Source organism: Streptomyces sp. NPDC039462 (assembly GCF_055639375.1).
This window is the reverse complement of the sequence record NZ_JBVKAO010000003.1, coordinates 64718-91543: the sequence shown is the minus strand read 5'-3', so window position 1 is coordinate 91543 and position 26826 is coordinate 64718. Positions and strand designations below refer to the sequence as shown.

23 protein-coding genes and 2 pseudogenes are annotated in these 26826 nt (G+C 71.7%); 9 read left to right on the top strand and 16 right to left on the bottom strand.

Features of this window, described 5'->3' with window-relative positions:
• Nucleotides 1-11: 11 nt before the first annotated feature.
• The 4 genes and pseudogenes from ACZ7LU_RS17550 to ACZ7LU_RS17535 form a co-directional block, all read right to left on the bottom strand.
• Nucleotides 12-3116 (bottom strand): annotated as a pseudogene (locus ACZ7LU_RS17550) (alpha-amylase family glycosyl hydrolase); the annotation flags it as partial.
• A gap of 124 nt (nucleotides 3117-3240) precedes the next feature.
• Nucleotides 3241-4644, bottom strand: a pseudogene (locus ACZ7LU_RS17545) (alpha-amylase); the annotation flags it as partial.
• 10 nt (nucleotides 4645-4654) lie between these two features.
• Complete coding sequence (locus ACZ7LU_RS17540; protein WP_471917131.1) at nucleotides 4655-5551, bottom strand: lysophospholipid acyltransferase family protein; 897 nt, start codon at nucleotides 5549-5551, stop codon at nucleotides 4655-4657.
• Complete coding sequence (locus ACZ7LU_RS17535; protein ID WP_471917130.1) at nucleotides 5548-6345, bottom strand: GNAT family N-acetyltransferase; 798 nt, start codon at nucleotides 6343-6345, stop codon at nucleotides 5548-5550. The genes ACZ7LU_RS17540 and ACZ7LU_RS17535 overlap by 4 nt, the downstream gene beginning before the upstream one ends.
• Before the next feature lie 389 nt (nucleotides 6346-6734).
• Between ACZ7LU_RS17535 and ACZ7LU_RS17530 the strand changes: the two genes are divergently transcribed.
• Both ACZ7LU_RS17530 and ACZ7LU_RS17525 read left to right on the top strand, forming a co-directional pair.
• Nucleotides 6735-7931: a CaiB/BaiF CoA transferase family protein gene (locus ACZ7LU_RS17530; RefSeq protein WP_471917129.1), complete on the top strand. Its 1197-nt coding sequence runs from the start codon at nucleotides 6735-6737 to the stop codon at nucleotides 7929-7931.
• On the top strand, nucleotides 7928-9097 hold the full coding sequence (locus tag ACZ7LU_RS17525) for an acyl-CoA dehydrogenase family protein (protein WP_471917128.1): 1170 nt from the start codon (nucleotides 7928-7930) through the stop codon (nucleotides 9095-9097). Before ACZ7LU_RS17530 ends, ACZ7LU_RS17525 begins: the two co-directional genes overlap by 4 nt.
• A 27-nt stretch (nucleotides 9098-9124) precedes the next feature.
• Here ACZ7LU_RS17525 and ACZ7LU_RS17520 read toward each other — a convergent pair whose 3' ends face one another.
• From ACZ7LU_RS17520 to ACZ7LU_RS17510, 3 genes are all read right to left on the bottom strand, one after another.
• Nucleotides 9125-9691, bottom strand: coding sequence for a YbaK/EbsC family protein (locus ACZ7LU_RS17520; protein WP_468718729.1), 567 nt, complete (start codon nucleotides 9689-9691; stop codon nucleotides 9125-9127).
• 43 nt (nucleotides 9692-9734) lie between these two features.
• The gene (locus ACZ7LU_RS17515) at nucleotides 9735-10319 is read right to left on the bottom strand and encodes a helix-turn-helix domain-containing protein (RefSeq protein WP_471917127.1); all 585 of its coding nucleotides are present in this window, start codon (nucleotides 10317-10319) and stop codon (nucleotides 9735-9737) included.
• 125 nt (nucleotides 10320-10444) lie between these two features.
• A complete protein-coding gene (locus tag ACZ7LU_RS17510) occupies nucleotides 10445-11182 on the bottom strand; it encodes an acyltransferase (protein WP_398311885.1) in 738 nt (245 codons plus the stop codon).
• 134 nt (nucleotides 11183-11316) lie between these two features.
• Here ACZ7LU_RS17510 and ACZ7LU_RS17505 point away from each other — a divergent pair, with 134 nt between their 5' ends.
• Complete coding sequence (locus ACZ7LU_RS17505) at nucleotides 11317-11850, top strand: gamma carbonic anhydrase family protein (RefSeq protein ID WP_471917126.1); 534 nt, start codon at nucleotides 11317-11319, stop codon at nucleotides 11848-11850.
• Between the two features lies 1 nt (nucleotide 11851).
• Here ACZ7LU_RS17505 and ACZ7LU_RS17500 read toward each other — a convergent pair whose 3' ends face one another.
• From ACZ7LU_RS17500 to ACZ7LU_RS17485, 4 genes are all read right to left on the bottom strand, one after another.
• Complete coding sequence (locus tag ACZ7LU_RS17500; RefSeq protein WP_471917125.1) at nucleotides 11852-12541, bottom strand: DedA family protein; 690 nt, start codon at nucleotides 12539-12541, stop codon at nucleotides 11852-11854.
• 97 nt (nucleotides 12542-12638) lie between these two features.
• Complete coding sequence (locus tag ACZ7LU_RS17495; RefSeq protein ID WP_471917124.1) at nucleotides 12639-14357, bottom strand: carboxylesterase/lipase family protein; 1719 nt, start codon at nucleotides 14355-14357, stop codon at nucleotides 12639-12641.
• Between the two features lie 14 nt (nucleotides 14358-14371).
• Nucleotides 14372-16867 (bottom strand): beta-glucosidase, encoded by a 2496-nt coding sequence (locus tag ACZ7LU_RS17490; RefSeq protein WP_471917123.1) that lies wholly within the window; start codon nucleotides 16865-16867, stop codon nucleotides 14372-14374.
• Between the two features lie 290 nt (nucleotides 16868-17157).
• Nucleotides 17158-17610: a DUF4442 domain-containing protein gene (locus tag ACZ7LU_RS17485; protein ID WP_398311898.1), complete on the bottom strand. Its 453-nt coding sequence runs from the start codon at nucleotides 17608-17610 to the stop codon at nucleotides 17158-17160.
• Nucleotides 17611-17692: 82 nt separating this feature from the next.
• On the opposite strand from ACZ7LU_RS17485, the gene ACZ7LU_RS17480 reads away from it, so the two are divergent.
• From ACZ7LU_RS17480 to ACZ7LU_RS17465, 4 genes are all read left to right on the top strand, one after another.
• Complete coding sequence (locus ACZ7LU_RS17480) at nucleotides 17693-18685, top strand: DUF8017 domain-containing protein (protein ID WP_471917122.1); 993 nt, start codon at nucleotides 17693-17695, stop codon at nucleotides 18683-18685.
• A gap of 80 nt (nucleotides 18686-18765) precedes the next feature.
• Nucleotides 18766-19719 (top strand): DUF8017 domain-containing protein, encoded by a 954-nt coding sequence (locus tag ACZ7LU_RS17475; RefSeq protein ID WP_468564500.1) that lies wholly within the window; start codon nucleotides 18766-18768, stop codon nucleotides 19717-19719.
• Nucleotides 19720-19829: 110 nt separating this feature from the next.
• Nucleotides 19830-20930: a DUF8017 domain-containing protein gene (locus ACZ7LU_RS17470; protein ID WP_468090491.1), complete on the top strand. Its 1101-nt coding sequence runs from the start codon at nucleotides 19830-19832 to the stop codon at nucleotides 20928-20930.
• Between the two features lie 91 nt (nucleotides 20931-21021).
• Nucleotides 21022-22338 carry an MFS transporter gene (locus ACZ7LU_RS17465; RefSeq protein WP_468564502.1) on the top strand — a complete coding sequence of 439 codons (1317 nt, stop codon included), beginning with the start codon at nucleotides 21022-21024 and terminating at the stop codon, nucleotides 22336-22338.
• Here ACZ7LU_RS17465 and ACZ7LU_RS17460 read toward each other — a convergent pair.
• The 4 genes from ACZ7LU_RS17460 to ACZ7LU_RS17445 form a co-directional block, all read right to left on the bottom strand.
• The gene (locus tag ACZ7LU_RS17460) at nucleotides 22300-23091 is read right to left on the bottom strand and encodes a spermidine synthase (RefSeq protein ID WP_468564600.1); all 792 of its coding nucleotides are present in this window, start codon (nucleotides 23089-23091) and stop codon (nucleotides 22300-22302) included. The genes ACZ7LU_RS17465 and ACZ7LU_RS17460 overlap by 39 nt on opposite strands.
• 203 nt (nucleotides 23092-23294) lie before the next feature.
• Nucleotides 23295-23663 carry a hypothetical protein gene (locus tag ACZ7LU_RS17455; RefSeq protein ID WP_471917121.1) on the bottom strand — a complete coding sequence of 123 codons (369 nt, stop codon included), beginning with the start codon at nucleotides 23661-23663 and terminating at the stop codon, nucleotides 23295-23297.
• Nucleotides 23664-23752: 89 nt separating this feature from the next.
• A complete protein-coding gene (locus ACZ7LU_RS17450; protein ID WP_471917120.1) occupies nucleotides 23753-23881 on the bottom strand; it encodes a hypothetical protein in 129 nt (42 codons plus the stop codon).
• A 125-nt stretch (nucleotides 23882-24006) separates the two neighbouring features.
• Nucleotides 24007-24891: a glycosyltransferase family 2 protein gene (locus ACZ7LU_RS17445; protein ID WP_471917119.1), complete on the bottom strand. Its 885-nt coding sequence runs from the start codon at nucleotides 24889-24891 to the stop codon at nucleotides 24007-24009.
• A gap of 558 nt (nucleotides 24892-25449) precedes the next feature.
• On the opposite strand from ACZ7LU_RS17445, the gene ACZ7LU_RS17440 reads away from it, so the two are divergent.
• Together ACZ7LU_RS17440 and ACZ7LU_RS17435 are read left to right on the top strand one after the other, a co-directional pair.
• On the top strand, nucleotides 25450-25869 hold the full coding sequence (locus ACZ7LU_RS17440) for a hypothetical protein (RefSeq protein ID WP_471917118.1): 420 nt from the start codon (nucleotides 25450-25452) through the stop codon (nucleotides 25867-25869).
• 86 nt (nucleotides 25870-25955) lie between these two features.
• Nucleotides 25956-26426, top strand: a complete 471-nt coding sequence (locus tag ACZ7LU_RS17435) for a hypothetical protein (protein ID WP_398311928.1) — start codon at nucleotides 25956-25958, stop codon at nucleotides 26424-26426.
• 133 nt (nucleotides 26427-26559) lie between these two features.
• Here ACZ7LU_RS17435 and ACZ7LU_RS17430 read toward each other — a convergent pair whose 3' ends face one another.
• Nucleotides 26560-26745: a DUF6233 domain-containing protein gene (locus ACZ7LU_RS17430; protein WP_471917749.1), complete on the bottom strand. Its 186-nt coding sequence runs from the start codon at nucleotides 26743-26745 to the stop codon at nucleotides 26560-26562.
• Nucleotides 26746-26826: the final 81 nt, after the last annotated feature.

The following is a 26826-nucleotide window of genomic DNA, read 5'->3' as shown; positions in this document are numbered from 1 at the left end:
AGTCCCGGCGCCACGCTCGTGGCCCCCAGCAGCGCGCCGTCCGTCGCGCGCTGGGTGGCCAGGAGCTGCCGGGCCCGCCGCGCCTCGGGGATGCGGTGCCGGTCGCGCGGATCGACGGTGAACTCCGCCGTGCCGTCCTCGGCCGTCCCGCTCTTCACGGGGTCGAGCCGCAGCCAGTGCCCCTCGTCCGAGAGCGCGCCGTCCTTCAGAGTGATGCCTCCCCCGGGTGCGTACACCAGCTGGCGGCTGGCGACCCCCGTGCCTCCCGACGGCCAGGCGACGGTGTCCTCGTCCACCCAGCGGGCCTTGGCCGCGGCCAGATCGAGGCCGAGCGACCCGCCCACCGCGGGCGTCAGGTACGCGGGCTCGCCCGCCACCCGCCACACCTCATGGCCGTACAGCTTGATGTCGAGCGCCTCGTCGCCCGCGACGTCCTTCTCCTCCTTCTTGTGCAGCACATAGCTCAGGCTCTCCGCGCCGGACCGCAGCTCCACCTCGAAGACGGCGCCGAAGGCGTCGGTCCGCACCGGCCGCACGGGCACGTCCCAGTCCGACTGCCTGGCCGCGCCGTCCCACACGTGCAGCCCCCAGCCCGTGTAGTCGCCGTCGGGGCGGTGGTAGTGGATGACCGCCTTGCCGCCGCCCTGCGGCGGCTCGGTGACCGCGTCCCCGGGCCGCTGCTCGCGCTGCCCCGGCTCACCCTCCCTGATCCAGACCTCGCCGGTGCGGCTCAGGTCGACGGTGCGCTCGGGGCCTTCGGTCCTGCCGTCCCTCTCCACGGTGTACGGGACCGAGTCCGCGCCCTCGGCCGTCCTCACCCACGCGAAGGCCCCGAAGGCGTCGCGCCCGGCGAAGGCGGCCTCCCGGCCGTCCCTGGTCCTCAGCCGCCAGCCGTCGTAGTCACCGTCCGGCCGCTGATAGTGGACGACGGCGTAGGGCCGTTCGACGGTGGGCGGGGACGGCGGCGGGGTGCGGCCCGCGCTGCTGTCGGCGAGGGCGCTCGCGGTGCGCCCCGCACTGTCCACGGCCACCGCCTTGTAGCGCAGCCGGGTACCCGCCGGCACGTCGGGCCCGAGCTGCTGCGTGACCTTGTGGGGCGCGTGGTCGGCGGAACCGAGCACCTTCCAGGGGCCGTTGCCGACCTGCGCGGCGAAGACGACGCGGTTCAGCCCGCCGCCGTCGACGTCGGCGGAGAGTTCCACGGTGCCGGTGGCGCCCTCTTCGGGTGCGCGCAGCACGACAGTGGGACGCGAAGTCGGCGTGGGCAGCGGCGTGTTGGCCGTCAGCACCAGTGAGGAGAGCGGAGGGACCGTCACCGTGACCGTCCGGTCGGCGCCGCTGCGCACCGCGGCGCCGGCCGTCGACCCTCCGTACAGCCGCGTGAACTTGGTCCGCGCCGCGCCTGTCGGGATCTCGACGGTCTCGGACCGGGACGCGTTGTTGTGGGCGACGACGTACTCGACGCGCCGACGCGGGTCCGTGCGCGAGTACGCGTACACGCCGGGCCCCTCGGCCGGGCCCGCGAGGCGCTCGGTGAAGACGCCGTCGCGCAGCGCCGGGTGCTTCCTGCCGAGTTCGGAGAGGCGGGCGATGGCGCGGTACAGGGGGTGGCGGGTGTCGTACGCGTCCCGGGCGTGGGTGCGGTCCGTGCCGAGCTGGTCGTCTTCCAGGTACGCCCGCGCCCCGGTGGCGAACATCGGCTGGCGGGCGTCGTTGTCGCCGCCCTCGCCGGTGAAGCCCTGCTCGTCGCCCGCGTACACGACGGGGTTGCCGCGGCCGAGGAACAGCAGCTCGTGGGCGAGCCGGTCACGTCGCAGGAGTTCCTCCTCGCCCGCGCCGGGGTTGTCCTTGCGGAGGAAGCCGCCGATGCGTCCCATGTCGTGGCTGCCGAGGAAGGTGACCTGCTCGTAGGCGTTGGCGGTGCCGGTGGTGTAGCGGTAGTCCTGGGCGAGCACCTTCGACAGGTCGCGGGGCGCGCCGTCGCGCGAGGCGTAGTTGCGGGTGACGGCCTGGAGGGGGAAGTCGAGGGTGGAGTCGAGGCCGCCCTTCGTGACGTACGGGGCGGTGATGGCCGCGTCGGCGGAGTACGCCTCGGCGAAGATGAGGAAGTCCTTCTTGCCGCGCCCGGCCGCGTAGGCGTCGAGGGCACCGGCCCACCGGGTCCAGAACTCCATGTCGACGTTCTTGGCCGTGTCGACGCGGAAGCCGTCGACGCCGTAGTCCCGCACCCAGCGTTCATAGATGCGCTTCATGCCCTCGACGACCTCGGGCCGCTCGGTCCACAGGTCGTCGTTGCCCATGAAGTCGCCGTTCAGGCCGCTCTCCCCGGCGAAGGTCGACTCGCCGCGGTTGTGGTACATCGTCGGGTCGTTGAGCCACGCCGGGGTCTTCGCGTCACGCTCGGCGGCGTCCGTGCGCGGGGTGTAGGGGAAGCTGTCGGCGGTCACGGGGCGCGGTCCCGCGGTGTCGTCGAAGGGGCGTCCGTCGGTGTCCAGGTAGGGGTGGGCGCCCTTGGACCGGTAGCCGTACTCGTTCTCCGCGTAGTGGATGGTGTCGGCGGTGTGGTTGGTGAGGACGTCGAAGAACACCTTCATACCTTTGCCGTGGGCGCGGTCGATGAAGGCGGCCAGTTCCCTGTCGGTGCCGAAGTGCGGGTCGACACGGGTGAAGTCGGTGATGGCGTAGCCGTGGTAGTTGGCGACGTCGCGGCCGCCGCGCTGCTGCACCGGCTTGTTCTTGAAGACCGGGGTCAGCCAGATCGCGGTGGTGCCGAGGCCCTTGATGTAGTCGAGCCGTTCGGTGAGCCCCTTGAGGTCTCCGCCCGAGTAGAAGGCCGGGTCGGAGGGGTCGAAGCCGGTGGTGGCGCGGCCTCCGGTCAGTCCGCCGCGGTCGTTGCGCCGGTCGCCGTTGGCGAACCGGTCGGGCATCACGAGGTAGAACTGCTCGCGGGTCAGGTCGTGCCGGGTGGGCTCGGCGGCGAGCGCGGCGTCGGAGGGCGGCGGTGGCGCGGCCCCGGCCGCCGCCCGGTGCTGGGCGGAGGGCAGGAGCCCCGCGAGCAGTGCGGCGGACAGGACGGCGGCCGCTCTCAGGCGGCCGAAACGTGCGAGGCGGGACACGGTGCCTCACTCCTCGTTCTCTGGACGATGCATGCTTCTCCGGACACGGACGCAGGGGCGGCCCGGCGTGTGCGGACACACGCCGGGCTGCCCTTACGGGTATGACGGGTAATCAGTTCCCGGCGCCCACGCAGCTCTTGGCGCCTACATGGACGGCGACCGCGCTCTTGGCGGCGACGGTGGCCGTCAGCCTGCCGCTGTCGTCGACACTCACGGGCCTGCCGGACTGCACGTCGCAGTACTCTCCCGCGGGCAGCGATGTCTTGAAGTCCTCCTTCAGTTCGCCGTCGCCCGCGTTGATGGCGACGAAGGCCTTGTCTCCGCGGCCGAAGGCGATGGCGCTGCCGCCGTTGTCCCACCAGTCGGTGACCCCGGCGTCGCCCGCCGTGTTGCGGAACGCGACCATGCCCGCGATCTGCCGCTGTGCGTGCTGGCACACCCACGCGTCGCCCGAGCAGTCGGCCTTGCTGTTGCCGGGCGGGCCGTCGTCCTTGCCGGCGAACGCGTACCCGGAGTGGACGTCCGGGGACCCGTAGGGGAAGGCCAGCATGAACACGTGCGCCAGGGTGTAGGGGGCGCCCTGCTTGTAGGTGAGGACGTTCCCCTGTCGCTCGGTGTCGTGGTTGGCGACGAAGACGCCCGTCGACTCGGAGGGGAGTTTGCCGTCGGCGATGTTCTTCAGTCCGGCGAGGCTGCCGCCGTCGAAGGCTCCCTTCAAGGCGTACGCGTAATTGAATTCCTGTACGTCACCGGTGCCGATGTACTCGCCGGGCTGGACCTCCTCGCCGGGCCCCGGCAGCGTCTCCTGCTTCCAGTACACGTCCGGGTCGCTCAGCTGTGCCTTGATGGCCTTGAGGTCGTCCACGGGCATGTGCTTGGCCGCGTCGACGCGGAAGCCGTCCACCCCGAGGGAGAGTAGGTCGTTCAGGTACCCGGCGATGGTCTTGCGGACGTGCTCCTCGCCGGTGTCCAGGTCGGCGAGGCCACCGAGTTCACAGCTCTGGCTCTCCTCCCGCTTGGTGTAGTCCTGGATCTCCTTTTTGCAGTTGTCCAGGTCGGCGTCGCCGTAGGTGCCGGGGTAGTCGTACTTGCTGAACCGTGTGCCGCCGGAGCCGGTGCCCTCTGCGTTGGTCATGTGGTTGATGACCGTGTCGGCGACGACCTTGACGCCCGCGGCGTGGCAGGTGTCGACCATGTTCTTGAACGACGCGCGGTCGCCGAGCCGGGAGGCGATCTTGTAGCTGACCGGCTGGTAGGCGGTCCACCAGGACGGGCCGTCGAGACGCTCCTGTGGGGGTGAGGTCTGGACGTATCCGTAGCCGGCCGGGCCGAGGGTGTCCGTGCAGGCCTTGGCGACGGAGTCGAAGCTCCACTCGAACATCACCGCTGTGACGTCCTTCGTGGCGCCCCTGCCGGATGCCGCTTCGCTCGGCTGCTGGGCTCCGGCGGAGAGACTGCCCGCGGCGCCCGCGGCGAGTGCGGCACCCATGACGGCGATCCTGCGGGGTCTCGAAATACGGCCGTGCATCGAAAGCCTCCTACGTGGGGGGATGTGGCGGCCATGAAAGAGTTTCCGCTCGCTTGCAGAAACTTGTTGCAGACCGGACCCTAGGAGTCGCCTGTTGAAGGGTCAACCCCTCGCGCAGGACCGCCTGTTGTGCCGCCGCGGCCAGCTCCCGCCGGTCGGTGCCCCACAGCGGGGCGTGTGCCGTGACGCGCACGCCCAGGCGACGGGCGCTCGCGACGCGGCGCAGCGACGCGGTGAACTCCTCCGCACCGAGGAAGGCCGCGGCGGTGGTCGGCACACCGCTCTGGCGGTACTCGACCGTCACGGGGCGCACCGGGGCCCCCGCGTCGACCGCCGCCTGGAAGGCGGCCCGGCGGAAGCGGCCACCCTCCGCCGAGCACCAGGTGGTCGCCTGCGGAAAGACGAGCACCGAAGTGCCCGTCCGCAGCGCTTCCGCCAACTCGGCCACGACATACGGCAGTTCGCGCACGCCGCCGTCCCGGTCGATGAACCGCGTGCCCACCCGCCGGGCCAGCGCGCCGATCACCGGCCACTGGCCCACTTCACGCTTGGCGAGCACGTTCACCGGCTCGACGGCGAGCAGGGCGACGACGTCGAGCCAGGAGACGTGGTTGGCGACGACCAGGGTGCCCACGCCGCTTTCGCGTGAGCGCGGTCGTGGGCGCGGTCGGGAGCTCAGCCGTTCGCCACCCGCCACCTCGAGGTTCACCCCGAGCGCGCCGAGCACCGCGCGCGCCTCGGCCCGCAGAGTCGCGGGTTCGGCCAGCCGGTCACCACGGGCCACGGACCGGGTCAGGGCGTACGTCAGACCGGCGTACCGGCGGGCGAGTTCACCCAACGGCACGCGCGGGTCCGGGTCGGCGGCGCAGCTCGCCGGGCAGCCCCGGTCGACCGTCCACGGCGTCATCGCGCGTCCTCGCCGAGGAAGTAGCGGCGGTGGCGCGCGCTGAGCCGCTCCGTGTCGAGGAGGACGAAGAAGTCCGCGACGTCGAACTCCGGGTCGTGCGCGGGGGCGCCGCACACCCACGCGCCGAGCCGGAGGTAGCCGCGCAGCAGAGGTGGCAGGTCGGCGAGGGCAGGGCGTCCCGCCACAGGGCCCCCGGGAATCCAGGGGCGCCTGGGGTGCACGCGCAGCTCCTGCGGCGCCGCATGCTTGGCCGTGCCCAGCAGCCAGGCGCTGGACGCCGCCCGGCCACCGTCCGCCAGCGGCACGGAGGCGCAGCCCGCGAGGTACCGGTGCCCGGAGAGCAGGACATAGCGGGCCAGAGCCGACCACATCAGGTTGATCACGGCACCGGAGCGGTGGTCGGGGTGGACGCAGGAGCGGCCCGCCTCGACGGTGGACGACCGGAGCCCGCTCAGCGCGCGCAGGTCGAACTCACCGTCGGAGTAGGACCGTTCGGCCCGCCCCGGAGGCAGCAGCCGGTAGGTCCCGACGACCTCGCCGGTCGAGGTGTCCGTGACGATCAGATGGTCGGCGAGATCGTCGAAGGCGTCGATGTCGTGGCCGGGCAGGGGCGTGTCGAGGGCCGCGCCCAGCTCCTCCGCGAAGACGCGGTGGCGCAGTCGCTGGGCGGCCCTGATCTGTGCGGTGGTGTCCGCGACGGAGGTGACGTACGCGGGGGCGGCCGCAGGGACGACCGGCACTTTCGAGGCTGTCGAGGTGGGGACAGTGGACGGCGTGAGCGGTGTCGAGGGCATGACAGTTCCGTTTCTCGGTTCGATGGGGTCGAGACGAGGGGGACGACGGAGTCAGGGCGGAGTGGGAAGCCAGGGGGAACGGGAGCCGGCAGGGAACGGGGAGAGTCGGGCGGCGAGCGGCGCACAGCACCCGCCCCCCCCCAAGCAGCACGGTGACGTCACCGGCTGAACTGCGCGCTTCAGCCGTGCATCGACCCGCCGTCCGGCACGCGTCAGACTCGGGCAGGCCGTCCTGCCCGATCACGCAGCGGAGGCCCGATAGACACGGCCCCACCGCCTGAACTGCGGCTACGACAGCCACCGAGCGGGCCCCCGAGATCCCGGCCACCCCGCACGCCCCGCGCCGGCGTGCCATTGACCCGCCTCACCTTTGCCCGTACAAACGCGGCATGCCACCTCCCCTCCCCCTCGCGGGCATCACCGTCGTCAGCCTGGAGCAGGCCGTCGCCGCGCCCTTCGCCACCCGTCAGCTCGCCGATCTCGGGGCGCGGGTCATCAAGGTCGAGCGCCCCGGCGGCGGCGACTTCGCCCGCCGTTACGACACCACCGTGCACGGACAGGCCAGCTACTTCGTGTGGCTGAACCGGTCCAAGGAGTCGCTCACGCTCGACCTCAAGTCCGAGCACGGCCGGGAGATCCTGGAGGAGCTGCTCGCGGGCGCGGACGTGTTCGTGCAGAACCTCGCCCCGGGCGCCGCCGCCCGCATGGGCCTCGGCGCGGAAGAGCTGCAGGACCGCCACCCGACCCTGATCCCGTGCACCGTCAGCGGTTACGGCACGGACGGGCCCTGGGCGGACCGCAAGGCGTACGACCTGCTCGTGCAGTGCCAGACCGGGCTGCTCCAGCTGACCGGCACCCCGGACGAGGCCGCCCGCGTCGGCATCTCGGTCGCCGACATCGCGGGCGGGATGTACGCGTACAGCGGCATCCTGTCGGCACTGTTCACGCGGGCGACGACGGGGCGTGCGCCGACCGTCGAGGTGTCGCTCTTCGACGCGCTCGCCGAGTGGATGGGGCAGCCCGCCTACTACACGCGCTACGGCGGCACCCAGCCGCCCCGCGTCGGCGCCCGCCACGCGACGGTCGCGCCCTACGGCCCGTTCACCGCCGCCGACGGCAAGGACGTGCTGCTCTCCGTGCAGAACGAACGTGAATGGGCCGCTCTGTGCACCGAGTTCCTCGGGCGGCCCGAGCTGGCCGGCGATCCGCGCTTCGCCACCGGGTCCGACCGTGTGGCGCACCGCGAGGCGCTCGACGCGATCATCTCCGTACGCTTCTCCGAACTCGGCAGCGACGAGGCCATGAAGCTGCTCGACCGCGCGAGCATCGCCAACGCCGGGGTCAACTCGGTGCAGGAGTTCCTGGCCCACCCGGTTCTCACCGAGCGCGGCCGCTGGCAGGACATCAGGGTGCCGGGCACCTCCGAGCCCGTACAGGCCCTGCTGCCGCCGGCCGACCTCTCCGGGGTCACCCCGCGCATGGACCCGGTGCCCGCGGCGGGCGAGCACACCGACGCGATCCTCGCCGAGCTGGGCCGCGGCCCGGACGACATCGCACGGCTGCGCGCGGCGGGAGTCTGCCGGTGACTTCCCTGGACGCCCTCTCCCCCGCCGAGCAACTGGTCGTCACGACCGTCCGCGACTTCGTCGACCGCGAGGTCAGGCCCGTCGTACGGGAGTTGGAACACACCGACACCTATCCGGCGGCTCTCATCGACGGCATGAAGGAGCTCGGCATCTTCGGCCTCGCGGTCCCCGAGGAGTACGGCGGGACCCCCGTCTCCACCCCCTGCTACGTCCTGGTCACCGAGGAACTGGCGCGCGGCTGGATGAGCCTGGCGGGCGCGATGGGCGGCCACACGGTCGTCGCCAAGCTACTGCTGCTCTTCGGCACCCCGGAGCAGCGGCGCCGCTGGCTGCCGCGCATGGCGACCGGCGAGGTGCGCGCCACGATGGCGCTGACCGAACCGGGCGGCGGATCGGACCTCCAGGCGCTGCGCACGGTCGCGCGGCGTGACGACGACGGAGGGTATGTCATCGACGGCGCGAAGACGTGGATCACCAACTCCCGCCGCTCGCAGCTGATCGCGCTGCTCTGCAAGACCGACCCGGACGCCGAGCCCCGGCACCGGGGCATCTCCGTGCTGCTCGTCGAGCACGGCCCCGGCCTGACCGTCTCCCGCGACCTGCCGAAGCTCGGCTACAAGGGCGTGGAGAGCTGCGAGCTGTCCTTCCACGGCTACCGCGCCCCCGCGGACGCACTGCTCGGCGGCGTCGAGGGCGAAGGGTTCGGGCAGATGACGAAGGGGCTGGAGACGGGGCGGCTGCAGGTGGCGGCCCGCGCGCTGGGAGTGGCCCGCGCCGCGTTCGAGGACGCGCTGCGCTACGCCCAGGAGCGCGAGTCGTTCGGCGTGCCGATCTGGCGGCACCAGTCCATCGGCAACTACCTGGCCGACATGGCCACTTCGCTCACGGCGGCCCGTCAGCTCACGCTGCACGCGGCCCGCGAGGCCGACGCGGGGCGGCGCGTGGACATGGAGGCGGGCATGGCCAAGCTCTTCGCATCGGAAACGGCCGTGCGGATCACCCTGGACGCGGTCCGCATCCACGGCGGCCACGGCTACTCGACGGAGTTCGACGTCGAACGCTACTTCCGCGACGCGCCGTTGATGATCGTCGGTGAGGGCACCAACGAGATCCAGCGCAACGTGATAGCCCGTCAACTGGTGGCGCGCGGCGGCCTGGAGCCGTGAGCCGCCGCGCGGCGCACCCCGTGACCGTCAGCCGTCGACCGCGACGCCGAGCCCTTCGAGCACGACCGCGTTCGGCAGTCCGGCGAACACCTTGCCCGGTACGATGAGTTTGCCGCGCCGGCTGCCACTGCCCACCAGGACGTACGGCAGGTCGGCGACGGCGGCGTCGACCAGCAGCGGCCAGGCGGCGGGCAGCCCGATCGGTGTGATGCCGCCGTACTCCATGCCGGTCTCACCCGTGGCCGTCTCCATCGGTGCGAACGATGCCTTGCGTGCGCCGAGTTGGCGGCGCACGACGCCGTTCACGTCGACGCGCGTCCCGGACAGGACGACGCACGCCGCGAGCGTGGTCTCGCCGCCGCGCTTGCCCGCCACGACGACACAGTTGGCCGACTGGGCGAGGAGTTCGGGGCCGTAGTGCTCCAGGAAGGTGGCGGTGTCGGCCCAGCGCGGGTCGGTGTCGACATGGATCAGCTCGTCGGCCGGGACGGGGCCGCGCCAGTCGCGCACGGCGTCCGCCACGGGCGGTACGAGCAGGTCGAGGGCTTCGGGGGCGGGGCTGACGACGTCGAATTCACCGAGAGGAGCACGCATGGCGGCACGCTAACAGCCCCCGGAAGCGGCGGGCCGACGGCCCTCAGTAGGAGCCCGCGTGGGCCGGCGGCACCGACACCGACATCGTCATCTCCATGGGCTCGGCGCTCCGGTTGTGGTAGCCGTGCGGCACGTTGGCCTCGAAGGTGGCGGCCGTCCCCGCCGGTACGGCGTGCTCGGCGCCGTCGACGACGAGGGTCAGCTCACCCCGTGAGACGTGCAGCAGCTCGATGGTGCCCGGCGGGTGTGCGTCGGAGTCGTTGCCCTCGCCCGGCATCAGGTGCCAGGACCACAGTTCGAAGGGGCCGCGCGCCTCGGCACCCACGAGGAGCGTGGTGCTGCTGCCGGCGTCCGTGGACCACATGCGCACCGCCTGCTCCGGCGGCACGAGGCGGACGTGCGGACCCTGCTCGTAGTCGAGGAGTGTGGTGATGCTGACGCCCAGCGCGTCCGCGAGCTTCACCGTGATGCCGATGCTGGGGTTGGTCCTGGCCTGCTCGATCTGGATGATCATGCCGCGGCTGACGCCCGCGCGGGCCGCGAGGGCGTCGAGGGTGAAGCCCCTCTCGTTGCGCCACCGCTTGAGGTTGCGCGCGAGCGACTGGGTCAGCTGATCGAGATCCGACACATTCCCGTCCATGTTCTGCGTTCTGCCGTGCGGTGCATCCGACGAGCCCGGATGGTCCAGCACACTGTACTGCGCGGCCCGCGAGCGACCGGCTCTCCTCGGCGCCGGGGCGATGGCTCGGGCTCTCAGGCCTCCCCCAACTCGCCGAGCGCGATCAGCTGTTCCGGCGTGACCCCGTCGGGGATCGGCACCGGCGCGGGCGTGCGCAGCGGCGGCTGCCACCCCTGCTCCGCGTCCCAGGTCCGCACGACCCGCGCGGGCGCCCCCGCCACCACGGCGTGGTCCGGGACCTCGCCCCGGACGACCGCGCCCGCGGCCACCACCACATTGCGGCCGATCCGGGCCCCCGGCAGGATCACCGCGCCCGTGCCGATCCAGCAGCCGGGGCCGATCTCGACCGGGTCCATGCGGGGCCACTGCTTGCCTATGGGGGTGTGCGGGTCGTCGTAGGAGTGGTTGGTGGACGTCACGTACACATAGGGGCCGAAGTAGCAGTCGTCGCCGATCGTCACCGTCGTGTCCGCGATGACGTGGCTGCCGCGGCCGAGCACGACACCGTTGCCGATGCGGAGGATCGGGTCGGGTCCGAGGTCGAGGTCCGGCATCATCCCCGCGGTGAGGGTGACGTGCTGGCCCACGATGCAGTGGTCGCCGATCCTGATCCACGGCTCCCCGAAGACCGTGCCCTGCGGGAAGGCGAGCTTCGTGCCCTCGCCGATCGCGCCGAAGCGCAGCCGCCCGGGGTGCGCGGCCGTGACCGCGCCGGTGCGCTGCACCCAGTCCCAGCCCGCGTGGACGGCGCGCTGCGCGAGACGGCGCGGCGCGGCGGCAAGGGATGAGAACGTGTTCCTGTTCTTCGGCACGCGCTCACGTTACTCAGTGGCTCCGGGGCCCGCAGGCCCATGGCCTGTGATCTTCACCCCACGCGGCGGCACGGGCCGCCCGGTCCCGTACGGTGCCGTCAGGCGTGACGACGTACGGAAGAGGGAGACATCCGATGGGCCACGAGGCACTCATCACCGGCATCGGCGGCAAGGACCCGAAGATCGACCAGGACGCCTTCACCGCGCCGACGTCCGTCGTGCTGGGCGACGCGACGCTGCACGCGGGGGCGAGCACCTGGTACGGCGCGGTGCTGCGGGCCGACTGCGGGCCGATCGTCGTGGGGACCGACAGCAACATCCAGGACAACTGCAGCCTCCACGTCGACCCGGGCTTCCCCATCACGATCGGCGAGCGCGTCTCGGTCGGCCACAACGCCGTGCTGCACGGCTGCACCGTCGAGGACGACTGCCTGATCGGCATGGGCGCCACCGTCCTCAACGGCGCGGTGATCGGCGCGGGCTCCCTGGTCGCCGCGCAGGCCCTGGTGCCGCAGGGCATGCGGGTGCCCCCGGGCTCACTCGTCGCGGGCGTGCCCGCCAAGGTGCGCAGGCCGCTCACCGACGAGGAGCGCGAGGGCATCTCGCTCAACGGCACGATGTACGTCGAGCTGGCCAGGGCCCACCGGGACGCGCACGCCGCGGAGTGAGTCAGTCCGCGACCGGGACCGGCTGCGGCTCGGCGGTGGTGGCGGGCGCTGCCGACTCCGCGGCCGCCGCCTCCGCTTCCGCCTCTGCCGCCGCCGTCTTCGCCCGGTGCTTGACGAACAGCATCGAGCCGACACCGATCAGCACGGCGATGCCGAGTCCCACGTACGAGAACCGCTTGAGCCAGTCCTCGGCGACCACGCCGATGTAGTAGATGACGGCGGTGGTGCCGCCCGCCCAGACGATGCCGCCGAGGACGTTGGCGATCAGGAACTTCCAGTACGGCATGCGCAGGACGCCCGCGAGCGGCCCGGCGAAGATCCGCAGCAGGGCGATGAAGCGGCCGAAGAAGACCGCCCACATGCCCCACTTCTGGAAGGACCGCTCGGCGGTCGCCACGTTCGCGGCACCGAAGTGCTTGGGGAATTTCCGTTCCAGCCAGGCGAGGAGCGGGCGGCCGCCCTTGCGCCCGATGGCGTATCCGATGGAGTCGCCGATGATGGCGCCCGCGGTGGCGCACGCCCCGAGGATCACCGGGTTGATGTCGCCGTGCTGGGAGGAGAGGAGCGCCGCGGAGACCAGGACGATCTCACCGGGCAGCGGGATGCCCAGGCTCTCCAGTCCGATGACAAGGCCCACCAGCGCGTAGATGCTGACGGCTGGGACGTGCTCCAGCCACTCCTGGACGTGCAACGCCGGTTCCTTCCGTGGTTCATGTGTGTGCCCGGCGTGCGCGCCTCTCGGCCACGCACGCCGGGCAGCCTACCCGGACACGATCACCGGTCCGGGATCACCCGGCGGGAACGGTGTCCCAGAGGTCGCACCGGTGTTCGTCGTACACCGTCGTGCTGATCGTGGTGCCGCCCGCCGGCGCGGTGCGCAGGGAGAGCACCTGCCCCGGCCGGGTGCGCTGGTCGGGAGCGGCGGGCCCGCCGTCGGCGCGCGGCACTCCGCCACGGATGAAGGAGCCCCAGTACTGGACCATCTGATCCGCGAGCGCCCGCTGTCCCGCATCGAGCGGCGACGTCAGTCCGAAGTGCTTGAAGAGGTACTGGACCTCGTTGACGTGGGTCGCGCCGAAGTCGAAGTCCGTGTCCAGGTCGCGGAGCGACGCGAAGGGCGGCGAGGTGCGGTCCGCGAACTCATAGGCGTAGACGGGCCCGCGGTGCGCGAGCGCCGTGTTCATGCGCAGCGCCGTGCAGGCGAACATGCGGTCGCCGACGGCCGCGGCGTACGCGTGCGTGGGCGAGGCGTATGCGTCCAGCGGATACGTCTTCAGGACCCGGCCGCCCAGCTCGGGCCCGTACGCGTCGGTGAGCGCGCCGGGGTACTGCGCGGCGGTGAGCGGCCTGCCCTGCCCGTCGAACTGGGCGAAGGCGAAGAGGGTGCCTTCGTCGCTGTTCGCGCCGTTCAGCACCGGAACGCGGGCCGCGGTCCCCTTCTCGTACGCCTCCTCGGGCTGGACCGGCAGGAACGCGCCGCCGACGACCGGGCCCCAGTCGAAGCCGGCCTGCGCGGCGAGGATGTCCTTCGCGGACTTGCCGCGCAGACAGGCGAGGGCGGTCCGCGGGTCGGGGCAGCCCGCCTTCTTCGCGAACGCCGCACCGTCGGTGACCGCCCGCTCGCGCTCGCGGCCGGCGCAGTCGCCGTACGCGCCGCTCTGCACGATGCCCGCGCGGAACAGGCCGCGCGCGGTGGGCGAGGCGAGCAGCGTGCAGACGGAGCGGCCGCCCGCGGACTCGCCCGCGATGGTGACGCGGTGCGGATCGCCGCCGAACCGGCCGATGTTGGCGCGCACCCAGCGCAGCGCGGCCTGCTGGTCGAGCAGTCCGTAGTTGCCGGACACGCCGTCGGACGCCTCGCCGTCGAGGCCTTCACCGGCGAGGAAACCCATGGCGCCGAGGCGGTAGTTGACGGTCACGACGACGGTGCCGGTCCTGCGGGCGAAGGTGTCGGGCACGATGTCCTCGCCCGCGCCCGCGGTCAGCCCGCCGCCGTGCAGCCACACCATCACGGGCCGCTGCTTCGCCGCCTGTCCCTTGGGCGCGTAGACGTTGACGTCGAGGCAGTCCTCGGTGTGGCTGGGGTTCTCGTAGCCCGGGTCCCAACTGGCGGTCTGCACGCACCGGTTGCCGAACTCGGTCGCGCGGCGCACTCCGTCCCAGGCCTTCGCGGGGCGCGGCTCCTTCCAGCGGAGGGCGCCGACGGGCTGCTGGGCATAGGGGATGCCGAGGAACTGCCGTCCCTCCGCGGTGGTTTCACCCCGCACCCAGCCGGCGGTGGTGCGTACCAGCGTGCTGTCCTTGGCGGCCGGGGCGTTCGTGGCCTGGGCGGCCGGGCCGGTCATCGCTTGGGCTCCCGGGCCGGTGGTCGCCTGGGCGGCCGGGAGCGGCACCAGCGAGACCGCGGTGCCGGCCGCCAGGGCGGCGACGAGCGACGCGGCGCGACGTATCCGGCCGCGTGCGCCCCGCCTGCTTCCTCTTGCCGTCGTACACCTCTTCATCTTCATCGTGAACCTTTTCCTCATGAACCGGCTCCCTTGATGACGGTGGTCGTGGAGAGGGTCAAGTCACGTGCTGATGTACCCACTTGGACGGTCCGCCGTCCGGTGCCGAGCACCCAGTCGTGGCGCTCGACGTCCCAGGCCGACAGAGTCCGCCGGTCGACGCGGACGGTGACGCGCCGCCGCTCCCCCGGGCGCAGCTCGACCCGCCGGTAGCCGCCGAGCACCCGCGCGGCCTGGCTCAGGTCCAGGTCGGGGGACGGACCGACGTACACCTGCGCGACGGTGACGCCGGCGCGCCTGCCGGTGTTGCGCACGGTGAAGCTCACGTCGACGCCCCGGCCCGCCCCGCGGACCGCCAGGTCCTCGTAGGCGAAGGTGGTGTAGGAGAGCCCGTGCCCGAAGGGGAAGAGCGGCCGCACCCCTTCGGCGTCGTACCAGCGGTATCCGATGTGGACGCCTTCCGAGTACTCCTCGACGCCGCCGGTCCCGGGATAGCGGCGCGGGTCTCCGGCCATCGGATGGCGGTCGTCGTCCACCGGGAAGGACTGGGTGAGCCGGCCGCCGGGGTCGCAGTCGCCGAACAGGACGGCGGCGGTGGCGTCCGCGCCCTCCTGGCCGGGGTAGTACATCTGCAGCACGGCGGCGGTCCGCCGCAGCCACGGCATGGAGGTGGCCGACGACGTGTTCAGGACGACGGTGGTGCGCGGGTTGGCGGCGGTCACGGCCCTGATCAGCGCCTCCTGGTGACCGGGCAGCGCGATGGTCGTGCGGTCCTGGCCCTCGGTGGCGTCCTCGTACGCGAAGAGGACGACGCTGTGCGCGCCGCGCGCCGCCCGCACCGCTTCGGCGACGTCGGCCGCGCGGGTGGCGCGCGTGATACGCCGCAGCCGGAAGGTCTGTCCTTGGTCGCCGCCCTTCGCGCTGATCCGCAGCCGGTGCCCGCCGCGGGCGAGCTTCAACGTCGCGCGGCGCACGTTCAGCCCGTCGGGCGCGGTGGAGACGAGGCCGCCGGAGAAGTACTCGGCGACGCCGGGCAGCTTCGGGTAGAGCTCCTTGCCGTCCAGCTCCACCTTGGGCCGCTCGCCCGAGTAGTGGATGACCAGCGTCCACTCGTCGGACTCGTCGAGCGTCAGCTTCCCGTCGTACGTCCACTTCTTCCCCGCGGCGACCCGCTGCCCCTCGGCGTCGATGCCGGGGCTGAGTGCGCGCCTCGGGATCGCCTTGCCGTAGAGGTCCTCCCCCAGCGCGTACGTGACGTCGGCGCCGCGCCCGGCCCTCGCGGTGATGGCGTCGAGGGGGCTCGCCGCCCGGTCGGGGATGACGTGCGCGCTGCCGCCGCCGCTGACGAACGGGTGGCGGCCGGTGGGTCCGATGACGGCGATGTCACGGGCGGCCCGGCCTTGCAGGGGCAGCGCCCCGCGTACGTTCCACAGCAGAGTGGCGCCGGCCTTGGCGACGTCGAGGGCGACCGCCTTGCCCGCCTCGGGGTCGCGTGGCGGCCGCGGCGGCACGCGCGCGTCGAGCAGCCCGAACCGCTCCATGACGCCGAGGATCCGGCGGACCGAGCGGTCGACCTGCCACTCGGGCACACTGCCGTTCCGCACGGCCTTCTTCAGGGCGGCCCCGAAGTAGGAGTCGTCGGGCATCTCCATGTCGAGCCCGGCGGCGAGGGCGGCGACGGTGCTGTGCTGCGCGAACCAGTCGGTCATCACCCACCCCTCGAAGCCCCACCTTTCGCGCAGGATGTCGCTGAGCAGCACCTTGTTCTCGCAGGCGAAGGTGCCGTTGACCTTGTTGTACGCGCCCATGAGAGCGCCGGTGCCCGCGGCGACCGCCGCCTCGAAGCCGCGCAGCTCCGTCTCGTGCATGGTCCGCTCGTCGGCACGCACGTCGACGGACTCGCGGTCCTTCTCCTGGTTGTTCAGGGCGAAGTGCTTGACGGTGGCGATGAGGCCCTCGCCCTGGATGCCCCTGATCTCCTCGGACACCATGTCGGCGGCGAGCAGCGGGTCCTCGCCGAAGGTCTCGAAGTTACGGCCCGCGTACGGGGTGCGGATGAGGTTGACCATCGGCGAGAGCAGCACGTCCTGCCCGAGCGCGCGTCCCTCGCGGCCGATGACCCGGCCGTAGCGGCGGGCGCGTGCCGGGTCGAAGGCGGCGGCGAGCATGACGGGGGCGGGCAGGGCGGTGGCGCGGGCCGCGACGCGGACGCCGGCGGGGCCGTCGGCGAGCCGCAGCGGCGGGATCCCGAGGCGCGGCACACCGGGCACGTAGCCCGCCTGGCCGAGACCCTTGGGGTCGGTCGCGCCGTGCAGCAGGGAGATCTTCTCGTCGAGCGTGAGCCTGGCGATGAGGGACTCGACGCGGGGGCCCGCGCCGGGGCCCCGTCCTGCGCGGGCTGCCGCGTGCGCCGCGCGTGGGGGCGCCGCCACACCTGCGGTGGCCGCGGCCGCCACGGTGATCGCACCGCCGACCAGTCCGAGGACTGACCGCCGGGACACGGAGTCGGACATGAGCCGTCACTTCCTTCTGTGCCTTTTGTGCGCGAACACGACTGTGCGAAGCGAAGGGTGTACACGTGCCAGTGGCGGGTCGTCGTTCGCCCTTTGAACGCACTATGCGACAGAGGGGACTTGACACACCGTTAGGCACCACGTGTGGCGGCGGGAAAACTATGACCGACGATGACTCGTGTCAATAAGTTGAACAGAAAAGCGCGGGCCCCCTGGCGGTTCGCGTCAGCGGTGCGGACCGAGAGCCAGGGGGCCGGGGGCAGGGGTGGGGGGGGCAGGGGTGGGGGGCGTCAGCTGTTGGGGCGCAGTGTCCACACCACCGTCATCTCGCCGGTTACTGCGCCGTCCTCGCGCCGGATCTCGACGGCGACCGGGAACTCGGGGCGCTCGCCCGCGTCGAGTTCGGCGATCACGTCGGCGGCCGGGCGGCCGAGGGTCGCCGTGGCGGTCACCGGACCCATGGCCAGCTTCTTGTACGCGATCTCGGCGCTGACGGCGAGCGGCACGGCACGCGAGAGCTCCGCGCCGAACGCGGCGAGGACGATGGCACCGCTCGCGGACTCGCCCAGCGTGAACATGGCACCGGCGTGCGGGCCGCCGACGTGGTTGTGGTACTCGCTCTGGTCGGGTAGGGCCACCACGGCCTTGTCCGGCGCGGTCTCCCGGAATTCGAGGTTCAGGGTCCGGGCCATCGGAACCGTGGCGGCGAGCATCTCGCCGATCGACATCTGTTCTGCGCTCATGGCACGCGATGTTACCCACGAGTAGCGATCCTTGACCAGGACCTGCCTCCGCGTGGATCACCGTCACCTATCGTTGACGCCCATGTGGCCAGGACAGCAGCCGCCCGGGGGCGAGCAGAACCAGCGGAACCAGGGGCAGGACCAGGGGGAGAACCCGTATCGCCAGCCGGGGTACCAGCAGCCCAACCCGTACGGGCAGCAGACCCCGCAGCAGGCTCCGTGGAACGCTCCGACCGTGCCCGGCACCGCCGGCGGGAGCAGCGGTGGCAACGGCGGCGGAAACCGGACCAAGGTGATCGCCCTCGTCGCAGCCGGCGCCGTCGTGGTCGCCGCGGGCGTGGCCGGCGCCCTGCTTCTCGGCGGTGACAAGGACGACACCGCGAAGCCCGATCCGGCGAAGTCCAGCGCCTCGCCCGGCCCGGCCGCCTCCGACGACTCGAACCCCCGCACCGGGGACGGCATGCCCGACCCGACAGTCCCCGGCTGGAAGGTCGTCGTCAATCCCAAGCTCGGCATCGCCTTCGACGTGCCCGCCGGGTGGTCCCTCGACTCGCGGGACTGGGCCGGCGGAGTCGTGGAGGACAAGGACGCCGAGGACGACTCGGCGCCGTTCCTCGCCGCGTACGCGGCCCCCGCCTACTTCAAGGAGAAGTGGTGCGCGAGCGACGAGGACAAGGACGGCACGAAGGACTACGCACCGCTGGGGGCCGCGGGCACGCGCGGCGGGCACGGCGTGAAGAGCGCCGAGCAGGCCGCACGGCACGACGCGACCAACTGGGTCTACGGCGTGTACACGCAGCCGGACAGGAAGAAGGTCACGACTGGGCCGACCGAGACGTACACCACCAAGTCCGGCCTCAAGGGCAGCCTGGTGAGCGCCAGTTCGTCCGGAGCCGAGAAGCAGGACAAGTGCGACTCGGACGGCAAGGCCACGGTGTTCGCCTTCAAGACTCCCGCGGGCAGGTTCGCGTCCTGGTCCTTCCACGGCGCGAAGGGCGTCAAGGACGAGCTGCCGGACGCGACCGTGAAGAAGATCCTCGCGACGGTGCGCCTGTACGAGACCGCCCAGGACTGATCGGCTTCGGGAAGCCGGGCCTGTCACGCGTCAGGGGTGGATGTGATCTTGCTCGGCGTCGCCCCGTATCGTGTCCGGCCATGTGGCCAGGACAGGACCAGGGGCAGAACCCGTACCAGCAGCCGGGATACCAGCAGCCCAACCCGTACCAGCAGCCGGGTTACCAGGCGCCGAACCCCTACCAGCAGCCCGCGCAGCCCCCGCAGCCCACGGGCGGGCGCGACAAGATCAAGATTGTCTCGATCGTGATGGCGGCCGCCGTGGTCGTGGCCGCCGGTGTGACCGGATTCCTGGTGCTCGGCGGCGGGGACGACAAGGACACCAAGGCCGACGCCCCCGCGCAGGCCGCATCGGAGAAGCCGAGCCCCGCCGTGGACGACGGCGACGACGGTGACGACGGTGACGACAGCGAGCGCGGTACGGACAACGGCCTGAAGCCGACCATCAAGGGCTGGCACGTCGTGGTGAACCCCCGGTGGGGCACCGCCTTCGACGTGCCGCCCGAGTGGGAGGTGCAGAACCCCGGCTCGGCGATCGCCTTCGAGGACGTCAAGACCGGCAAGCCGCTGATGACCATGTCGGCGCCCGCGTACCTCCGGTCCAAGTGGTGCGTCACCGACGACGACAAGGACGGCAGGACCGAGGACCACGAGCTCGCCGCCGTGGGCACCAAGGGCGCCAAGGGCGCGAAGAACACCGACGAGGTCGCGGTCAACCAGGTGGGCTGGTGGGTGTACGCCGGCTACACCCAGCCGGACAAGAAGAGCTTCACCTCCGACGAGAAGGCGCAGCCGTACACCACGAAGTCCGGCATCAAGGGCAGCATCGCCCGCGCCAAGTCGACCGATACGCCCCAGAAGGGCAAGTGCGCGACGGACGGCAAAGCGATCACCTTCGGCTTCAAGAACTCCGCCGGCGACTACGTCGCCTGGAGCCTCTACGGAGCCACGGGCGTGAAGGACGAGATACCGGAGGACACCGTCATGAAGATCCTCAGCACGGTGCGCACCCACGGAGAACCGACGGAATCCTGAGGCTTTCCTCCGCATTCTCCACGGCTTCTCCCCTCCCCCGGCGACCCCGCACCCGCACCGCAGGGGGCGCGCATGGCACCGCGCCCCCGGCACCTCTATGGTTACTGGCCATGTGGCCAGAAAAGCAGCCGCCCGGGGGCGAGCAGAACCCGCAGGACCAGAATCAGAACCCGTATCAGCAGCCGGGGTACCAGCAGCCGAACCCGTATCAGCAGCCGGGATACCAGCAGCAGCCTGCGGGCGGCTACCAGCAGCCGCTGGGCGGCGGCCAGCAACCGCACTCGGGCGGATACTCGCAGCCCGAGCAGTCACACTGGGCGGCCCCGACACCGCCGCCCGTACCGCCGCAGCACCTGGGCGGCGTCCAGGGCACCGGCGGGCAGGGCGGTGGCGGCGGCAACAAGACGAAGGTCACCGCCATCGTCGCGGCGCTCGCCGTGGTGGTGGCGGCCGGTGTCACCGGTTTCCTGGTCTTCGGCGGTGACGACGACAAGAGCGACGAGGCGGGCCCGGCGAAGCCCTCGAAGTCCGCGACGAAGAAGCCGAGCCCGACGGCCAGTGACGACGGGAACGCGCGCGGCGAGGGCAACGACGACAAGCCGATGATCGACGGCTGGCAGGTCGTCGTGAACCCCAAGTGGGGCACCGCGTTCGACGTCCCGCCCGACTGGGAGGTCAAGACGCCGGACACCTTCATCGCCTTCGACGACCGCAAGGACGACGGCGCGAAGACGATCATCGGCATGTCCGCGCCCGCGATCTTCAAGGACAAGTGGTGCACGTCCGACGACGACAAGGACGGCGAGCCCGACGACACCTCGCTCGCCGCGGTCGGCACGAAGGGCCAGAACGGCGCCAAGAACACCAAGGACATCGCACGCAACGACTCGGCCTGGTGGGTCTTCGGCGGCTACACCGAGCAGACGAAGGCCGACAAGAAGAAGATCAAGATCGGCAAAGTCGAGGACTACACCACCAAGTCCGGCATCAAGGGCAGCGTCGCCACGTCGACGACGTCCGGCGCCGCCACCTCGGCCAAGTGCGACTCGGAGGGCAAGGCCACCACGTTCGGCTTCAAGAACGAGGCCGGCGAGTACGTGGCCTGGACTCTCTACGGCGCCAAGGGCGTCAAGGACGAGGTGCCCGACGCCACGGTGAAGCAGATCCTCAGCACCGTCCGGTGGAGCAAGGCAGCGTCGGAAGAGTCCTGAGCCACGGGGTCCGAAGGACCGGGAACCAGAGGCCCCGGCGAACCGACAAAACGGTTTGCCAAGTCGGCGACTTGCCGGGGACAGTCCCGGGGTGACGAATCCCGCCCCCGCCAGACGCTCCCGCCCCTCCTGGGCGGGCCGCAACTACACACTGCTGACCGCCGCCGCGATCGTGACGAACCTCGGAAGCCACGGGGCGTTGATCGCGGCGGCGTTCGCGGTTCTCGACGCGGGCGGCGACGGCGGGGACGTCGGGCTCGTGGCCGCCGCGCGGACGCTGCCGCTCGTCCTGTTCCTGCTCATCGGCGGGGCGGTCGCCGACCGGCTGCCGCGGCACCACGTCATGGTCGCGGCCAACACCCTCAACTGCGTGTCCCAGGCGGCCTTCGCCGTCCTCGTCCTCGCGGGCGAACCACAGCTGTGGCAGATGATGCTGCTCACCGGCCTCGGCGGCGTCGGCCAGGCCTTCTTCGGACCCGCGGCCGAAGGCATGCTGATGTCGTCGGTCAGCGGCGAGCAGGCCGGCAAGGCCTTCGCGATGTACCGCATGGCGATGCAGGGCGCGGGGCTCGGCGGGGCCGCGCTCGGCGGCCTGATGGTGGCGGCGATCGGCCCGGGCTGGGTGCTGGCCGTGGACGCCGCGGCGTTCGCGGTCGCGGGGGCGCTGCGGTCGTTCCTCGACGTCAGTCACATCCCGGCACGCGCGCCCGGCGAGGGGCTCGTCGCCGATCTGCGGGACGGCTGGCGGGAGTTCACTGGCCGCCCCTGGCTGTGGTCGATCGTGGCGCAGTTCTCGGTGGTGGTGGCGGTGGTCGGGGCCGCCGAGTCGGTGTTCGGGCCGCTGGTGGCGCGGGACGAGCTGGGCGGCGCGGGGCCGTGGGGTCTGGCGCTCGGCGCGTTCGGGGCGGGCACGGTCGGCGGGGCGTTCCTGATGACGCGGTGGAAGCCTCGGCGGCTGCTGTTCGCGGGCACCCTCTGCGTCTTCCCGCTGGCCGCCCCTTCGGCGGCCCTCGCGGTGCCGCTGCCGGTGGCGGGCCTCGCCGCGGTGATGTTCGTCAGCGGTGTGGCGATCGAGGTGTTCGGCGTCTCCTGGATGACCGCGATGCACCAGGAGATCCCGGAGGAGAAGCTGTCGCGCGTCGCCGCCTACGACTGGTTCGGCTCGATCGCGATGGTGCCGCTGGCCACGGCGCTCGCCGGTCCCGCGGAGTCCGTTTTCGGCCGGTCCGCGTCGCTGTGGGGCTGCGCGGCGCTGGTGGTCGTGGTGACGGCGGCGGCGCTGTTCGTCCCCGACGTACGGAACCTGACACGGCGTACGACGGAAGTGGTCGCCTCCGCGAAGCCCGTGTCGCGCGGGGCCGCCGATCCGTCAGCCGATGGAGAAGGCGCCGTCGGGCGGCTCGGGTGACGGGACCGCGTCCTCGTCGCGCACCGGCCGCGCGTCCCCGATGAAGCGGCGCAGCGCGTCGCCGTGCTCGACTCTGGCGGGAAAGACGTCGGACGCGGTGCGGCGGGCCAGTGCGGCGACGTCGATGGGCCGGTGGGCGGCGATCAGGACCGCGTTCCCGAAGCGGCGCCCGCGCAGCACGGACGGCTCCGCGATCAGCGCGAGCTCGGCGAACACCTCGGCGAAGGTGGCCAGTTGGGAGCGGAGGAACGCGAAGGGCGCCCCGTCGGCGAGGTTCGCGGTGTAGTACCCGTCCGGGCGGAGCACCCTGGCGGCGGTCCGCGCGTACGCGACCGTGGTGAGGTGGGCGGGGACGCGTGAGCCGCCGAAGACGTCGGCGACGACGATGTCGGCGCTGTCGTCCGGCGCCGCGTCGAGCCACTCCCTGGCGTCCGCGCCGTGCACACGGACCCCTGCCGCCGCCCCCAACGGCAGCCGCTCCTCGACGAGCCGGAGCAGTCCCCGGTCCGCCTCGACCACGTGCTGCCGGGAGCCGGGGCGGGTGGCGGCGAGATAGCGGGGCAGGGTGAGGGCGCCGCCGCCGAGGTGGGTGACGTCGAGGGGGATGCCAGGCTCGGCCGCGGTGTCGAGGACGTGGGCGAGCCGGCGCGCGTACTCGAACTCCAGGTGGGTGGGCTCGTCCAGGTCGACGTACGACTGCGGCGCCCCGTCGACCGTGAGCAGCCAGGCCCGCGGGCGGTCGATGTCGGGCATGAGCTTGGCGGTCCCGTGATCAACCTCCCGAATCACCGGAACAGCTTCATTCTCGCCCTCCCCGGAGATTTCCTCCCCGGCGCCGGAGATCTCCTCCGCGGCACCGGAGATCCCCTCCCCGGCCCCACCCTCGAACTCATCCGCATCCGCATCCACTCACCCATTGTGCCTGGCGGCGTCGGGGGCCGTGCCCCTCGGAAGCGTCACACGGCATACGGTGGACTACCGCGTGAGTCCGCGTGAGTCCGCGTGAGCAGGTAACGCAGGAGGCGTGACTCGGCGTCCGAACGCGACACTCCAAGCGCCCGCCCGAGCTCCTCGCCGGTGTGCGCGTCGGCCTCCGCGTTCACGGCAGCGCTGCCGGCGCCCCTCCCGACCATGCACTCCAGCACGGCCACGCCCTTGAGCGCAGCGAGCGGTGCGTCTTCGGCGAGATTCGTGAGCTGCGAGTCGAGCTGGTCCAGGAGCGCGACCAGCCCGGTAGGCAGCGGGACGGTGCGGTCCTCGACGTCATCAATGTGCTGGCACCAGCCATCAAACGGCCCGCTTGCGGGGAACGTCCCGGTGAACACGTCGACGGCGTGCCAGTCAATGCCGTACTCACTCTCCCCTCGCCACCCGCAGGAGCATGCGGCACGCGCTCACGCGGCCCGCGGTCGGTTCAGGACGTTTCGTGGAAGTCGGCGCCGCTGCCGGGGTCCAGGTATGCGGGTTCGGGCTCGGTGCCGTCGTCGAGCACGGCACCGACGTAGCCCGCGTGCGCGGTGCCGAAGTGCTCCGTCGTCCACATGGGTGCCCCTTCTCGTGGCGGTGCGGAGCTTCACCATCTCGAACTCTGGCCCCCCTGGCGGAGCGGATGCCAAAAATCCCCCCTTCCGCTTCCAGACGCCCCGGCCGCCACCACCGCGCACAACCTCAGATCACAGGTGGCCGGCCGAGCCGCGTCATCCGGGCCACGGTCCGCCAGCGCATCGGCCGGCGCCGCCCGCACGGAGTGCGCACGCCTTCGGCGAACCCGCCGGCCCATGCCTTCAGGCCGCTCGCCGAGCGGGTCCGGGCGAGCGTGAGCAGGACCCAAGTCCCCAGGTACACCGGCACGAGGAGGGCAGGCAGATGGCGCTTGGCGAGCCAGACCCGGTTGCGGGCGGTCATCCGGTAGTAGACCGCGTGCCGGGCCGGAGAGGTCTTGGGGTGCTGGAGCAGCAGCTCCGGTTCGTAGAGGATCTTCCACCCGTCATCGAGGGCCCGCCAGGCGAGGTCGGTCTCCTCATGGGTGAAGAAGAACTCGGCCGGCCAGTCTCCGACCCGGTCCAGCATCGGCATCGCGAAGGCGTGGGCGCCGCCGAGAAAGGCGGTCACCAGGCCACGCCGCATCGGATCCTTCGCGCGCAGCCGCGGAATGTGCCGACGAGCGGTCCCGCCGTGCTCGTCAACGATCCGGAACCCGACGATGCCCAGACGGGACTCGGCGGCGAAAAGGTCCCGGATCCGACGGAAGACGTCATCTCGAACGAGCCGGCCGTCGTCATCCAACTCGATCACGACGTCGATGTCACCGAACTCCCGGAGCCTGGCGATGCCGGTGTTGCGGCCGCCGGGACAGCCCAGATTCTCCTCGTTCTCAACGACGGTCACCTCACCGGGCAGCCCCGGAAAGTCCGGCAGCGGCGAACCGTTGCCCACGATGACGATGCGAGCGGGCGCCACATCCTGCTTGGCCACGGACAGCAGCAACTCGTCGACCTCGCGCGGCCGATTCCCCATGGTCACGATCACGACCCCAAGGCGCGGCAGCTCCACAGCAAGGACTCTCTCTCGACGACGACGAAGACAGCGAGCCTATCCGCCGAGGCCCCGCCGCTGTCCCGCCAGCACGCCCATGAGCCGCTCGCACTCAGCGGCCGCACAGAGGGGTTCGGGTTCGTCAGCCCGGCGAACAAGCACGAGACCACCTGCCCGCCCCGACAGAGAAGGAGCGCTACGGCATGAACCGATCGACGCTCCCCTCAGCGCTGCCGACGACGGCGCCGGACCAGGCCGCCGACGATGAAGACAGCAAGGACCAACCAGACCGCCACGACAACGATCTGTCCCCAGACCGGCCAGTCAGGGCCTCCGCCGACGGCAGCCAGAAACTGAAAGTTCATCGCAGTCCTCTCGGGTCGACGGCTCAGTACACCTCTCCATGCCCACTGAGAGGCGCCGCATGACCACGCTCATCACTGCGTCAGCGCTCCTGCCCCACATTGGGCCGCAGATCTGGCATGCCCGAAAACAATCAAGATCCCGCCGCCACGTGAGACTCACGCGGCATGACGGCATGATGGCCCCCTTCAGCTCAACATCCCTGGGGGGACCATGAACCACCGCACCACCACCGTCACACTGCTCCTCTCGGCAGCCCTCGCCCTCACCGCCTGCTCGTCGGGCGACGACAAGGCCGACAACGAGCCGAAGGCCGAACCGAGCGCCAGCACCGAGCTGACCCAGAAGCAGAAGAAGGCGCTCACAGACGCCGCCGGCATCCCGCCAAAGCCCACGGGCGCCGAACGCGAGAAGCTTCTCCGGGCCCTCGGGGCAGCCGCACCGGACGTCGTGCGCTACGAGGACGAGGCCATCGACGGGGCCCGCAACCAGTGCGCCGCCATCAACAGCAAGGCACAGCGTCTCACCTGGTCAGCGGCGCTGCGCTTCACATACAGGGACGTGAAGACGACGGAAGCACAGGGCGCGAAGATCAACGAAGCGCTCAAGAAGTCCGGCTTCTGCAAAGTCTGACCACCCCGCCGACAACCGACAATCAGCTGGGGCCCTACCTGCTGAGGGAGTTGGGGCTTTGCCTTTCATCCAAAGGAGAGCACGAGATGTGGTCCACTCTGATCGCCGTGCTCGGCACGCTCGCCGGTGCCGCCCTGGCCAGCCTCACCGCGCACTGGACGGACCGCCGCGCCCGGGCCGCCGAACATCGGCAACAGGTCCTCGACGCCACCGCACAACTGCTCGCCGCCGCCCTGGCCTACCGGGAGCGGTTCTGGCTCCAGGTCGCCGACCAGCGTGATGGCGAAGCCCCGAGCAGGGAGGGACGGGCTGACCTGTATCGAGCCCGCTCGGCCGTGACCGCAGCCTTCGACCGCCTGGCTCTCACCACCACGGACCCCGAGCTGACCACCGTCGCGGTCGAGGCTGCCTGGTCGGCCATCGACCTGGGCGACATCTCTCTCGGAGACGTACGCGACGGACAGTTCAGCGACGAGGTCGAACACGCTCTTGCCGCAGGGCGGGAGCGGAGCCGGGACGCTCACACCGCACTGCGCGACGCAGTCCGCGTCCGGTAGAAACAGGCGGCGTGTCGGCACACCACCGAGTACCGCAACTCGTAGGGCCATGGGGGAACGACACGGAAGGCAGTCCCGTCCCGGCACGCCGAAGAACGATCAGTAGCCCTGCATCCAAGGTGCGGTGGCTTGATCACTCCAGCACGCCGAGCGGCGTGTCCGGCCGACAGTGCTGGCACGCATCCACCCGGTCGACAGCGAGGACACGCCACGTCTGCTCGCGCGTGGCGCTGCGACTCCTCGGCGGGCCGGGCGCCATGCCGCAGTCACCCGTGTGCACGTACACCGGGCGCTTCTGGACGCCGGTGCCCTGCTCGATGAGCCAGTCCGGGGCCGGCGGCCGGGCCTGCTCGCCGCGGATCCGTTCGGCCTCACGGCGCTCAGCGTCCTCGATCCACCA